The organism is Aestuariivirga litoralis, assembly GCF_015714715.1.
GTDB classification, from domain to species: domain Bacteria; phylum Pseudomonadota; class Alphaproteobacteria; order Rhizobiales; family Aestuariivirgaceae; genus Aestuariivirga; species Aestuariivirga litoralis_A.
On sequence record NZ_WAHS01000001.1, the window covers coordinates 1,731,780 to 1,744,643 of the forward strand.

General features: G+C 58.5%; 10 protein-coding genes. 3 read left to right on the forward strand and 7 right to left on the reverse strand.

Annotated elements, in window-relative coordinates; genetic code table 11:
* The first annotated feature begins 2 nt into the window (after window positions 1-2).
* Window positions 3-2,168, forward strand: coding sequence for a glycosyltransferase family 2 protein (locus F8B91_RS08830; protein ID WP_196503341.1), 2,166 nt, complete (start codon window positions 3-5; stop codon window positions 2,166-2,168).
* Between the two features lie 85 nt (window positions 2,169-2,253).
* On the forward strand, window positions 2,254-3,765 hold the full coding sequence (locus F8B91_RS08835) for a glycosyltransferase family 2 protein (RefSeq protein ID WP_196503342.1): 1,512 nt from the start codon (window positions 2,254-2,256) through the stop codon (window positions 3,763-3,765).
* On the opposite strand, the gene F8B91_RS08840 is transcribed toward F8B91_RS08835, so the two are convergent.
* From F8B91_RS08840 to deoC, 7 genes are all read right to left on the reverse strand, one after another.
* The gene (locus tag F8B91_RS08840) at window positions 3,762-4,142 is read right to left on the reverse strand and encodes a MaoC family dehydratase (protein WP_196503343.1); all 381 of its coding nucleotides are present in this window, start codon (window positions 4,140-4,142) and stop codon (window positions 3,762-3,764) included. The genes F8B91_RS08835 and F8B91_RS08840 overlap by 4 nt on opposite strands.
* Entirely contained in the window at window positions 4,139-4,507 is a 369-nt protein-coding gene (locus F8B91_RS08845; protein WP_196503344.1) for a hypothetical protein, read from the reverse strand. The genes F8B91_RS08840 and F8B91_RS08845 overlap by 4 nt, the downstream gene beginning before the upstream one ends.
* A gap of 10 nt (window positions 4,508-4,517) precedes the next feature.
* The gene (locus F8B91_RS08850; protein WP_348641731.1) at window positions 4,518-5,735 is read right to left on the reverse strand and encodes a beta-ketoacyl-[acyl-carrier-protein] synthase family protein; all 1,218 of its coding nucleotides are present in this window, start codon (window positions 5,733-5,735) and stop codon (window positions 4,518-4,520) included.
* The gene (locus F8B91_RS08855) at window positions 5,732-5,995 is read right to left on the reverse strand and encodes a phosphopantetheine-binding protein (protein WP_196503346.1); all 264 of its coding nucleotides are present in this window, start codon (window positions 5,993-5,995) and stop codon (window positions 5,732-5,734) included. The genes F8B91_RS08850 and F8B91_RS08855 overlap by 4 nt, the downstream gene beginning before the upstream one ends.
* A gap of 106 nt (window positions 5,996-6,101) precedes the next feature.
* Window positions 6,102-7,241, reverse strand: a complete 1,140-nt coding sequence (locus F8B91_RS08860; RefSeq protein WP_196503347.1) for a hypothetical protein — start codon at window positions 7,239-7,241, stop codon at window positions 6,102-6,104.
* Between the two features lie 139 nt (window positions 7,242-7,380).
* Window positions 7,381-9,771, reverse strand: a complete 2,391-nt coding sequence (locus F8B91_RS08865) for an aldehyde dehydrogenase family protein (RefSeq protein WP_196503348.1) — start codon at window positions 9,769-9,771, stop codon at window positions 7,381-7,383.
* 9 nt (window positions 9,772-9,780) lie between these two features.
* Window positions 9,781-10,770: a deoxyribose-phosphate aldolase gene (deoC, locus tag F8B91_RS08870; RefSeq protein WP_196503349.1), complete on the reverse strand. Its 990-nt coding sequence runs from the start codon at window positions 10,768-10,770 to the stop codon at window positions 9,781-9,783.
* 116 nt (window positions 10,771-10,886) lie between these two features.
* Here deoC and F8B91_RS08875 point away from each other — a divergent pair, with 116 nt between their 5' ends.
* On the forward strand, window positions 10,887-12,857 hold the full coding sequence (locus tag F8B91_RS08875; protein WP_196503350.1) for a heme lyase CcmF/NrfE family subunit: 1,971 nt from the start codon (window positions 10,887-10,889) through the stop codon (window positions 12,855-12,857).
* Window positions 12,858-12,864: the final 7 nt, after the last annotated feature.

Below are 12,864 nucleotides of genomic sequence, written 5' to 3' on the forward strand. Positions count from 1 at the left end.
CCATGGCGAAAAAACCACTCATACAGAACCCGGCCCCGGCGCCACAATTGCCTGCAACAGAAGACAAAAGTGTGCATGAGTCCCTGCAGCGAACTCTGGCCAAGCTGGGCATGCAGATGGAACGCCAGCGGCCGCTTCATGTGAAGTTCACGGATTTTGTCCTGTCCTGGTTCGCGCCGAAGATCGCACTGGGCAGGCGGGTCAAACGTTCGCCGCTGTTTGACGAAGCCTTTTATCTGGCCAGCAACCCCGATGTTGCCGTCTGGCGTGAAGGTGCGCCTTATCATTTTGCCAATTTTGGCCATCTGGAAGGCCGCGATCCCAGCCCGCTTTTCCGGCTTGCTGACATGGTGCAGCGGATGGCGCATGTGGAGCTGGGTGGCGAAAACATCCTGTTCGCCTATCAGCGCTGGTTGAATGCGGGCCAGCCCGGCCCGAAGGACCATGTGCACAGCGCCTTCAAGCCCACCCAGAAGGACGACATGGTTGCCATCTCCCGCCACATTGGAAGGATGCGCCGCAAGCCAAAGATCGCGGTGCTGATGCCGGTCTATAATCCCGATCATGAATTCCTGACACTGGCCATCAAATCGGTTCAGGCGCAGCTCTATGAAAACTGGGAATTGTGCATTGCTGACGATGCCTCGACGGATAAGGAAATTCCTGCCCTCCTGAAGCAATTCGCCAAGGATGATCCGCGCATCAAATTCGTACGCCGCGCGGTGAATGGGCATATTTCGCTGGCATCGAACTCAGCACTGGAACTGGTGAGCGCCCCCTATGTGGCCTTCATGGACCAGGATGATCTGCTGCACGAAACGGCGCTTTACGAAGTGGCCGCCGCCATCTCCCGGAACCCGAAGGCGCGGATGATTTATTCCGATGAAGACCGCATCGATGCCAAGGGCCATCACTCCACACCCTACTACAAGCCAGATTTCAACATCGAGCTGCTGCTGGGGCAAAACTTCGTCAGCCATCTTTCGGTCTATGAAACCAAATTGCTGCGCAAGCTGGGCGGGCTTCGGGCCGGCTATGAAGGCTCGCAGGACCATGACCTCACGCTGCGCGTGGCGCGCGAATTGAAGGATGATGAAATCGTCCACATTCCGGTTGTGCTGTACCACTGGCGCCATGGCGGGCGGAAAGCCTCGTTCTCCGAGCGCAACCTGGAAAAATGCGTGAAAGCCTCCCGCGCCGCCATCCAGCATTTTCTGGATCTGGAAGGTGAAGGGGCGCGCGTTGCCCCGGTAGACAAGAAGAACCTGCGCTACTTCTCCCGGGTGATCCGCAAAATGCCGGAGCCGGCACCGCTGGTCAGCATCATCATCCCCACGCGTAACAAGGCATCCCTGTTGGCCACGTGTGTTGACGGTGTTCTGGGCAAGACGGATTACAGCAACTTCGAAGTCATCATCGTGGATAATGACAGCGATGAGCCAGAGGCGCTGGCGCTGCTGGCGCGCTATGAGCGTAACCCCCGCATCACGGTTTTGCGCCATCGCTCCGCCTTCAATTATTCCGCCATCAACAACCGCGCGGCGCGGACAGCAAAAGGGCAATATCTCGCCCTCCTCAACAATGACATCGAGGTCATCCATTCCGAATGGCTGAACGAGATGATGACAGAAGCTGTGCGTGAGGGTGTAGGTGCCGTAGGTGCCAAACTGTTCTTTCCGGATGGAAGGCTGCAACATGTTGGCGTGCTTCTCGGTCTCGGCGGGATTGCCGGGCACGCTTTGCACACATCACCTGGCAAGGCAGTGGGTTATTTTGGCAGCGCCTCGCTCACGCGCGCCGTCTCAGCTGTCACCGCAGCCTGCCTTGTGGTTGAGAAGAAGAAGTTCATCGCAGTGGGCGGCTTTGACGAAAAGCATCTGCCGGTGGCCTTCAACGATGTCGATCTGTGTCTCAAGCTGGTAGAGGCGGGTTACCGCAATGTGTGGACGCCGTTTGCGAGGCTGGTGCATCACGAATCTCTATCGCGCGGTGCTGAAGACACAACGTCAAAGCAGATCAGGTCGCGGCTCGAAAAGGTCTATATGCATCAACGCTGGGCCCAGCATCTTGCCAATGACCGCTATTACAATCCCAATCTGACGCTGGAAGCGTCCGAGTATCAATTGGTGGCGAACCGCAGGCCCAAGCCTTGGGCGAAGTACCTTTGATGCGCCATTGCGATTGGATTGGCGGCGAAAAGCGGATATGATGTCCGCACACCTCAAACTTGCATAGTGGTTTCCGATTCTCCTGATGATTGATTATCTGCTTTTTGGCATTGCGCTGTTTTCAGCGCTGGTTCTCTACGTTTACGAAGGCGTTCTCACCTTCATGGCGGCGCGGCTTTGGCTGCGCACCGGGCGTGACGGTTTGTCTTCGCGCCGGATCATTCCGCCCTTGCCCAAGGATGACGTGCTGCCGCGGCTGCTGATGCAGATTCCGCTCTATAACGAACGCTACGTGATCGAAGACCTGTTCAATGCATTGGCTGCGCTGAGCTACCCTGCAGACAAGCTCACCATTCAGATTTTGGACGACTCCACGGATGACACGCCCGGCATCGTGCAGGCCAATATGAGCAAGCTGGAAGCGCGCGGATTCAAAGCCGTCCATGTGCGGCGCGAAAACCGGCAGGGCTACAAGGCTGGCGCATTGGCTGAAGGCATGCTGCTGGATGACAGCCCGTTCATTGCCATTTTCGATGCCGACTTCGTGCCCCAGCCCAATATTCTGCGCCAGCTATGGGCGGAGTTCGACGGCAAGGACATGGGCTTGGTCCAAGCTGGCTGGGATCACATCAACGGCAAGGAAAACGTAGCCACGCGGTTGATGTCACTCGCCATTGACGATCATTTCTCAATTGAACAACAGGGGCGGCAGGAGCTTGGCGCCTGGATTCATTTCAATGGTACAGCCGGCATGTGGCGGCGCGAAGCGATTGTGACCTCCGGCGGCTGGCAGAGCGACACGCTGACCGAGGATCTCGACCTCAGCTTCCGTGCGCAAGCGCGCGGCTGGCGGCTGAAATTCGTGGATGACCTGAAAGTGCCCTGCCTCATTCCTTCGGTGATGAGCGCAATCCGCACCCAGCAACATCGCTGGACCAAGGGTGCCGCCGAAACGGCACGCAAGAATGCCGGACACATGCTCGCCAAGAAAGCGCCTTTCGTGATCCGGGTGATTGACCTGTTCCACGTGTTCAACTTCCTGATGTTTCCGGCGATGCTGCTGATGTCCCTTTCGGTGGCCTTGCTGCCCTTACTGGGTTTCGGCCAGACGGCAGCGTACAGCACGCTGATCGGCATTCTCTATCCGTTGCTGCCACTTTCGCTGTTGCCATTCTTCGTGGCGGGCATCTTGCGGGCGCGGCGCGAGGGCAAGGTGAACCCGTTCATCGTGGCCAATGATACTTTCATGCTGCTGCTGATGATCATGGGGCTTGCGATGCAGAACACGCTGTCGGTCATTGACGGGCTGATCGGGCGCAAAAGCTCATTCGTGCGTACACCCAAGCCACCGCGCGGGCAGAGCATTGGCGCTTTGGCGCAATCCTACAAACACAAGCTTTCTCTCAAGGTGATGGTGCTGGAGGGTGCCATGGTGGCCCTGATGCTGGCCTTCATGATCTATGCCGCAATCAACCTGAATTTCTTCGTAGTGTTGACGGCGCTGTATTTCTTCCTGTGCTACGCCATGGTGATAGCGCTGAGCCTAATTGAAATCCGGCAGGAAACGAACGCTGCCGCAAAAGCCGCGCTGGCTTAATTTTTTCTGGCAAGCAACGTTGCTTCGGCAATGGCGATCAATTGCTGGTCGCCATTGCGGCATAACAGGCGCAACAAAATCGAGCCCTGCTCTTCCTTCAACGTCCGGGCCTCGGCATGAAGCACCGCGCCGACCAATAGCGGCTTGATGAACTGCATGGAGAATTTGCTGGGGGAAAATCCGGGAACTTCGCGCAGGCGGGATTCCACCGCGCCATAAATCAGCATGCCATGAACAATTGGGCCATCGGGAAGCCCCGCCTTGGCCGCGGCTTCGGCGGACAGATGGATTTCATTGTGATCGCGCGAGGCATCGGCAAAGGCGCGTACCTTGGCCTGATCCATGACACCGAGATTCCAACTGGCGGAAAAACTCATGCAGGGATCGCTCCAGCCTCAATCAGAGCCAGCGTGACGCGCAGGATCAGTGCGGGTTGGCCATCTGGGGATGCAACAACGAGAGCCAGAACCGGGGTCTTGGCCGATGAATCATTGCAAGACAAGGTGACCGCGTAAGTTTCACCAGCCCGCAAAGGCGAGATGATTTCGCAAGCCTGCTTGATATGTATGGGAATGCGCGCGCCGAAGAGACTGCGCAACCAGGCCAGCACTTGTTCCTCCCCCAACAGCCGCATGATGAGGCCGGTGGGAATTTCCGTGCCCGTCATGCCTATGGCGGTGCGATAGGCGGTGGCGTCCGTTTCGGAAATCGTGAAGTGCAAATCCAAGGCGTGGGCCTGCATGCGGAGCACCCTAGACCTTGCGGACCACCAGGCAGGAATTGATGCCGCCGAAGGCGAAGGAATTCGACATGGCTGCATTCATCTTGGTGGGCACGGCCTGGTTCGGCACCGGGTTTGCGATGCAATGCGCATCGGCTTCCAGCCAATTGATGGTGGGCGGCGCCATCTGGCGGCGCAGCGCCTCGATGGTAACGATCAGCTCAATGGCCCCAGCCGCACCCAGCGTGTGGCCATGCACAGGCTTGGTGGAAGAGACGGGCAATTGCGCCAATTGATCACCAAAGATTTCCTGCATCGCCAGGGTTTCGGTCTGGTCATTCAGGATCGTGCCGGTGCCGTGGGCATTGAGGTAGCCAATGTCTTGCGGTGAGAGCCCCGCATCGATCAGCGCATTGCGCATGGCGCGCGCGCAGCTTGCTGCATCGGGGCGCAGGATGTCAGCGGCATCGCTGGTGGTGCCGAAGCCTGCCAATTCGCAGATCGGCTCGCCACCGCGTTGCTTCAACGCGTCTTCGGTTTCGATCAGCATGATCGCAGCACCTTCGCCCAGGATCATGCCGTCACGGCCCTTGGAAAACGGCCGGCATAAAGTGGGTGACATGACGCGCAGCGCCTCCCAGGCACGAAAGCCCGTATGGGTGAGCAGCGCTTCGGTGCCGCCGACGATGGCGCGCCTGGCCATGCCAGAGCGGATGAGTGACAAGGCCACGCCAATCGCCTGGCTGCTGGACGAGCATGCGCTGGACACACTGAAGGACGGGCCCTGGGCGCCATAAGCCATCGAGATATGCGAGGCCGACGCACTGGGCATCACCTTGGGGATGGTGAAGGGATCTGACCTGCCGCCGGTTACAAAATGCTTGTGATATTCAACTTCCAAAGTGGCCAGCGCGCCGATACCGGTGCCCACAATCACCGCCGCATCCTGGCCGAGGGGCATGCCTTCAGGCCACTTGGCCTGTTCCATGGCTTCCTTGGCCGCCAACAATCCGATGGTGGTGACAATGTCGACATTGGACGATGTCGTCCGGCGCGGATTTTTTTCCAGAGGGATTTCCGGCAGGCTGGCCGCCGTCTTGATGAATTGCTGCTTGTTTTCACCAAAGGAAATCGGCCTTACGCCGGACTTACCTTCGAATACCGCATCCGCCAGTGCGGAAACACCCAGGCCCAATGCAGAAACAGCGCCCATGCCGCTGATGTAGACAGGCCTATGCAGTGAGTTCACGCCGCACCAGGTTTGAGATGGGGTGCAATAGCGTCCATGAAGTCCTTCACCGTCTTGGCTTCAGACAGCGGGCCATCAATCGGGATATAGGCGCCGAATTGCTCTTCGATGGCCATCAGAATCATGACCATATCCGCCGATTTGATCCCCAGGCTTTCCAGCGTGGCATCGGGCGAAAGCTTGGACGGATCAATCAACCCCTCCTTGGCCACGATCGCCATGATCTTTTCGACGGTTTCCTGATTGAGATTTTCGGCCATGAAATTTCCTTACCGCCCATGCCCATGCAATGCAACCTTGCCATTTATTGGAAGCAATTTCATTTGGTTGAGCGGTTTAGTTCAATTCGGGCAGATTCGAACCGGGCTAAAGATCTTTCAGAAACATGCGGAAGCGACGGGCCGGCTCGAATTCAAAGCGCTTCAGCATGGTATTGAGCGGGTCATTGTCTTCCAAAACCCAACCTGCTTCCAGCAGCACGCCGGCATATTTGCCGCGGCGTTTCAGCACTTCTTCCACCAGCGCAATCGCAATGGCCATGCCGCGCACTGACTTGTTGTATTTCCGCGCTACGCCGAAAAGAATGATGCGGCCCGATTTGAAACGGTGACGCAGCAGGCGCCAACCGAGCTTCATCCAGCCCCGGGGATTGGGCCGTGATCCCAGGCCGCGGAAAATTTCAAACAAGTTTGGAATGATGACCATCGCGCCCGCCGGCTTGCCGTCAATTTCCACAAAAATACAAGCATCAGCCGGCAACAGCGGCTTCACTGACTTTTCCAGGTCATGAAGATCAATCGGATGCAAGGGTACGAAAAACTCGTTCTCGGACCAGGCATCATTATAGATATCGCAGATGAACTGGATATCGCGCTTGATATTGGGCTTGTCGAGGATGCGAATTTTGGCGTTGGCGCCCAATGCGCTTGCCGTTACGCGCCCGGCATAGCCACGATCTTTCGCGCCCTTTGTATCGAGCCGCCAATTCAAGAGATCCTTGCGTGGCTTGTAACCGCTGGCTTCCACCAACTCGGCCAGATAGGGCGGGTGCCATGGTGTCATGATCATCCGCGGCACGTTCTGGCCTGAAATCATCAGGCCCGGCTCGCCATTCATGTGCAAGGTGCAGGGGCCGAAGACATGTTTGCAGCCTTTTTCCCTGAGCCAGGATTCAGCCGCCGCAAACAAGGCTTTGGTGGCTTCCAGATCATCCGACACATCGAAGCAGCCGAACATGCCGGTTTTATCCGGCAGGCCGCGCGGTGTGTCAGGCGATATCTGGGCCGATATGCGCCCCACAACTTTGCCATCACGCTTGGCCAGAAAATATTTCGCCTGGCCGGTTTGGAAGAATGTGCTCTTTTTGGGTGAAAGCGACATGTCCTGTTCCATGAACAAAGTGGGCTCGAAGCCCGGCATGTCACGATAAAGCAATGTGGGCGCGTCAATGAAGGCGGCCAGAGAAGCTTTGTCTTCCGCCGCCACGATGACCAGATTTCCGCTCACCAACTGTCCGGATTTCACCGTGCCTCTAACCTGTCTATCCAACAATTCCCCCGGGGGCTCACTGACGTGGCTGACCATATCCTGTCATTTAGAGGCAGGGGAAGACGCAGGCAACCTACGTTTTGGTCAGGTGACAATGTCACTCGCCATAGGGAATCCAGATATTCTTCACCTGCGTGGCGCGGCGCAGATATTCAGCGCCTTGAGCCTGACCGGCATCATACCAGTCGGTGCGGGTGCCATTGCTGACCCAGGTGGGTTTCAGGTTTCCTGCCGAGGCTTTCTCAACGGCGGCACTGCCTGCCGCATCGCCATGGTACCAAAGGGCTGCGATCTCATCGTGATCGGCCATGGTCTTGGCCAGTTCATCGCGCGCACCGGTGATGATGTTGAACGCACCATCCGGCACGTCAGACGTGTCCAGCACCTGGTAGAAATCGGTGACCACCAGTGGCTGGGCTTGCGAAGGGACCAGCACGATACGGTTTCCCATGGCGAGCGCGGGCATAGCGAGCGAGATCATGGATAGCAAAGGCGCTTCGGTGGGGCAGACGAGGCCGACCACACCGTAAGGCTCGTTGAAGGCCAACGTGGTTTGGCGCTTGGCATTGGTGGAGTGGATGCGGCCATCATACTTGTCGGCCTGCGCGGCGTAATAGAAGATGCGCTGCAGTGAAGCATCGACTTCACGCTTGGCATCACGCGCTGAAGCGCCGCCTTCAACCAGGCGCTTGGCAAACTCATCGGCGCGGGCACCGAGATTCTCAGCGATGAAATAAAGCACCTGCGCGCGGTTGTGGGCGGAGGCTGATGACCAGCCAGTGGCCTTGATCGCGGCTTCCACTGCGTTGCGGACATCCTTGCGGTTGCCGAGGCCGGCTTGGCCAATGACTTTGCCCTTGGCATTGGTGACCGAGTAGGAATAGCCACTGTCGGGGCGGGCCTGCTTGCCGCCGATGTAAAGCTTCGATGTGCGGTCAATGCCGCTGCTGGCGGCTTGCGCGGGCGCGGTGATGGCGGAAAGGGCGATAGCCTTTTCGGCCTTCGCTGCGGGGGCATTCTTGATCCAATCGGCGATCAGATATTCGTAAAGGCCTTCGCGGCCACCTTCGCGGCCGAAGCCGGATTCCTTGTAGCCGCCGAAACCTGCGGCTGCGTCGAAATTATTGGTGCAGTTGATCCACACCACACCGGCCTTCATGCGGGCGCCTGCTTCCAAAGCGACATTTATGTTCTCTGACCAGATCGACGCGGCCAGGCCATAGCGGGTGTGATTGGCCAACATGGCGGCCTCATCCGCAGTGCGGAAGCTCATGGCGGAAATGACGGGGCCGAAAATCTCTTCGCTCATCACGGTCGACGATGTATCGACATCGAGGAACAGCGAGGGCGCGAAATAGTTGCCCTTCTCCGGGATCGGGCATGGGGCAGACACTAGCGTACCGCCTTCGGCTCTGCCCTTGTTCACCAGCTCGGTCACGCGAGCGAGTTGCACAGGGTCCACCAGCGGGCCCATGTCGTTCGACTTGTCGAGCGGATCACCAACGCGCAGGGATTCCATGCGTTTGCGCAGGCGCTTGATGAATGGGTCATAGACGCTTTCCTGCACCAGCAGGCGCGTACCTGCACAGCAGACCTGGCCCTGATTGAACCATACGGCATCGACCACGCCTTCAACCGCAGCGTCGAGATCAGCGTCATCGAATACAATGAAAGGCGATTTGCCACCGAGTTCGAGTGAGAGCTTCTTGCCGGAGCCCGCCGTTTGCTTGCGAATGATCTTGCCGACTTCGGTTGAACCGGTGAAGGCGATCTTGTTCACATCCTTGTGCGCCGAAAGGGCCGCACCGGTTTCACCATCGCCCGTGACGATGTTGACCACGCCGGGCGGCAGGCCTGCTTCGCTGCAGATTTCAGCGAACGCCAAAGCAGTAAGTGGCGTGAATTCGGCGGGCTTCAACACCACCGTGTTGCCAGCGGCGAGTGCGGGGGCGATTTTCCACGCCAGCATGAGCAGCGGGAAATTCCACGGGATGATCTGGCCGCAGACGCCGAGCGGGCCATAGCCCTTGAATTCGGTGTCGATGAGCTGGGCCCAGCCGGCGTGATGATAGAAATGCCGGGCGACGAGTGGAATGTCGATATCGCGGCTTTCGCGGATGGTCTTGCCGTTGTCCATGGTTTCCAGCACGGCGAGGAAACGCTCGCGTTTCTGGATGTGGCGGGCCAGTGCATAGAGATGCTTGCCGCGCTCGAAGCCCGAGAGTGCGCTCCAGCCCTTGAAGGCCTTGCGGGCGGCGGCCACGGCGACATCGACATCAGCCGCGGAGCCATTGGCCGTGCTGGCCAGTTTTTCCATGTTGGCGGGATTGAAGACTTCGATGGTCTTACCCTTGGAGGCTGTGAAAGCGCCGTTGACGAAATGGCCGAAGCCCTTCGCATGCGCGGCCAGCCATTCCTTCACGTGGGAATTGGATTCCGGCGCCGGGCCGTAATCCATGGATTCGAGAACGTCATTCACTGTGGTCATGGATCAGCCTCAAGCAACGGGATGGTGCGACAGGGCGGAGTAACGGCCCGTCACGAAATGTTCGAGCTGGCGCTCAATATCGGCCAGCATGGAGGATGCGCCCAAACGGAAGAGATCAGGCTCCAGCCAGCGGCGGCCCAGTTCTTCTTTCATCAGGATCAGCCAGTTCATCGCATCCTTGGCGCTCTTCAAGCCGCCAGCGGGTTTGAAGCCGATCTTGTGGCCGGTGAGATCTTCATAATCCCTCAGTGCACGGATCATGGTGAGCGAGACTGGCAAAGTGGCGTTCACGTCTTCCTTGCCAGTCGAAGTCTTGATGAAATCGCTGCCCGCCTGCATCGCCACCATCGAGGCCTTGTAGACATTGCGCAGCGTCTTCAAATCGCCAGTGGCCAGAATGGCTTTCATGTGCGCCGGGCCGCAGGCTTCGCGCATCGCGGCCACTTCGTCATAAAGCGCCGACCATTCCTGCCGCAGCACTTGCGCGCGGTGGATCACGATATCGATTTCAGCCGCACCTTCGTCCACGGCATACCTGATCTCTGCCAGGCGCATGGAAAGCGGCGTGAGGCCGGCGGGAAAGCCCGTGGCCACGGAAGCCACCGGAATGCCAGAGCCCTGCAGCGCCTTCACCGCATGCGGCACCATTGTAGGATAAACGCAGACGGCGCCGACCTTCGGCATTTCCTTCAGGCCCAGAGACCGCACAATATCATCGCGCATCGGGCGCATGGCCTTGGCGCACAGCCTGTGCACACGGCCCGGTGTATCGTCCCCCGCCAATGTGGTGAGATCGATGCATTGCAGGGCCTTGATCAGCCAGGCAGCCTGATATTCCTTCTTCACCGTGCGGCGCTTGGTGAGGCTGTCGGCCCGGCGCTCGGCGGCGCTGGTATTGACCTGCTGGGCTTCAAACCATTCCAGCGTGAGGGGCGTGCCGGGATTGCGCGGCAAGGCATTGTGGCCTGCCCCATGCGGCTTGGCTTGCGTGTCCAACATCTCACACCTCTACTTTGCTTTAAACTTGGCCGCTTCTAGCCTATTTTATTCCCGGAAAGAAGGCGCGGCCAAGTGTCCACTCGCTTTCATGGTATAACCCTCGCAATGAGGTTCGCATGATCCCTGAACTCGGCCATTTTGCCCTGATCCTGGCTTTGATGACCAGCCTGGTGCAGGCCAGCCTGCCGCTGGTGGGTGCGGCGCGGCAGGACCGTTCGCTGATGGCGCTGGCCAGCTTTGCGGCGGTGACTTCGTTCCTGCTGGTGGGCTTTGCCTTTGCGGCGCTGGCCTTTGCTTTCATGAGTGATGATTTCAGCGTGCAATTGGTGGCGGCCAATTCGCAGACGGCCAAGCCGCTGATTTACAAACTGACCGGCGTGTGGGCCAATCATGAAGGCTCGATGATGCTGTGGGTGTTGATCCTTGTCATCTTCGCGGCGCTGATTGCGAGCTTTGGCAGCAACTTGCCTGCGCCGTTGAAAGCACGCGTGCTGGCCGTGCAGGGCATGATTGCTTCGGCGTTTCTGGCGTTTTCGATTTTCACATCCAATCCATTTGCTCGGCTGGCCAATGCGCCAATCGAAGGCAATGGCATGAACCCGCTGTTGCAGGACCCTGGATTGGCCATTCATCCGCCCTGCCTTTACATGGGTTATGTGGGTTTCTCGGTGGCTTTTGCCTTTGCGGTGGCTGCACTGATTGAAGGCAAGGTCGATGCCGCCTGGGCGCGCTGGGTGCGGCCCTGGGTGCTGCTGGCCTGGTGTTTCCTCACCCTCGGCATCACGCTGGGCTCGTTCTGGGCCTATTATATTCTGGGCTGGGGCGGCTGGTGGTTCTGGGACCCGGTGGAGAATGTGTCGCTGATGCCCTGGCTGCTGGGCACGGCTCTTTTGCATTCGGCTTTAGTGGTGGAGCGGCGGCATGCGCTGGTGGGCTGGACGCTGCTGCTGGCTATCCTGACATTCTCGCTGAGCCTTGTCGGCACCTTCGTGGTGCGCTCCGGCGTGCTGACTTCGGTGCACAGCTTTGCCACTGATCCGGGGCGCGGGCTTTTCATCCTGCTGATCATCTTTGGCTTCACCGGAGGCGCGCTGCTGCTTTATGCGCTGCGCATCCCGCAGGTGAAAAAGGGCGTGCCCTTCGGCATCGTGAGCCGCGAGGCCGGGCTGCTGCTGAACAATGTGTTTCTGGTGGTGGCAACTTCCACGGTGTTTTTCGGGACGTTCTGGCCGCTGGTGATTGACCTGATGGGCGATGATAAGATTTCTGTCGGGGTGCCATATTATAACCTTACTTTTGTGCCTTTATTCCTACCAGTTCTTGTAACGATGGTGGTTGGTCCATTCATGAAATGGAAGAAGGATAATCTCAAAACTGCACTGGCTGGTTTGAACTGGCCGCTGGTGATTGCAATGGCCGTGCTTCTGCTGGTTGCGGTGATGAATTTCGGTGCGCATCTGATGACGGCTTTGGGCATTGGCCTCGCCGCTTGGATCATTGTCGGTTCGGTTTGGGTGCTGGTGAAGCGGGTGAAGAACTGGCGCGATGTGAGGAATACACCGCGTGCCTATTTCGGGCTGGTGCTGGGGCATATGGGCCTTGGCATGGTGTTGCTGGCGATCACTGTGGTGACCACCTGGCAGCAGGAAAATATCCTGTCGATGAAGGTGGGGGATCAGACCCGCATTGGCTCCACTGAGGTGAAGCTGGCCAAGATCGAGACGGTGCCCGGCCCGAATTATAAGGCGGAGCGCGGCACGTTCGAGCTGGCGCAAGGCGGCAATGTGTTCCGCATCATGACAGCCGAGCGCCGTATGTATCCGCTGCAGCAACAGCAGACCAACCAGACGGGCATTCATACCAATCTGATTTCCAACACCTATATCGCGCTGGGCGATGCGGATGGCAAAGGCGGCTGGACGGTGCGGCTGTATTATCACCCGATGGCCCCGTTCCTGTGGATCGGTGGCTTCATCATGGCACTGGGCGGGTTTGTCTCGCTGTCTGACCGGCGCTTCCGTGTGGGCGTGGCGCAGAAGGCGCGTGGCGCCGTTGTGCCTGCAAGCTTGCAGGGGGCGACATCATGAGGCTTCG

Coding starts and splice junctions, on each gene's coding strand:
- F8B91_RS08875 (WP_196503350.1), top strand. CDS start 10,887: ATGATCCCTGAACTCGGCCATTTTGCCCTGATCCTGGCTTTGATGACC.
- F8B91_RS08830 (WP_196503341.1), top strand. CDS start 3: ATGGCGAAAAAACCACTCATACAGAACCCGGCCCCGGCGCCACAATTG.
- F8B91_RS08855 (WP_196503346.1), bottom strand. CDS start 5,995: ATGGCCGAAAATCTCAATCAGGAAACCGTCGAAAAGATCATGGCGATC.
- deoC (WP_196503349.1), bottom strand. CDS start 10,770: ATGTTGGACACGCAAGCCAAGCCGCATGGGGCAGGCCACAATGCCTTG.
- F8B91_RS08840 (WP_196503343.1), bottom strand. CDS start 4,142: ATGAGTTTTTCCGCCAGTTGGAATCTCGGTGTCATGGATCAGGCCAAG.
- F8B91_RS08865 (WP_196503348.1), bottom strand. CDS start 9,771: ATGACCACAGTGAATGACGTTCTCGAATCCATGGATTACGGCCCGGCG.
- F8B91_RS08845 (WP_196503344.1), bottom strand. CDS start 4,507: ATGCAGGCCCACGCCTTGGATTTGCACTTCACGATTTCCGAAACGGAC.
- F8B91_RS08835 (WP_196503342.1), top strand. CDS start 2,254: ATGATTGATTATCTGCTTTTTGGCATTGCGCTGTTTTCAGCGCTGGTT.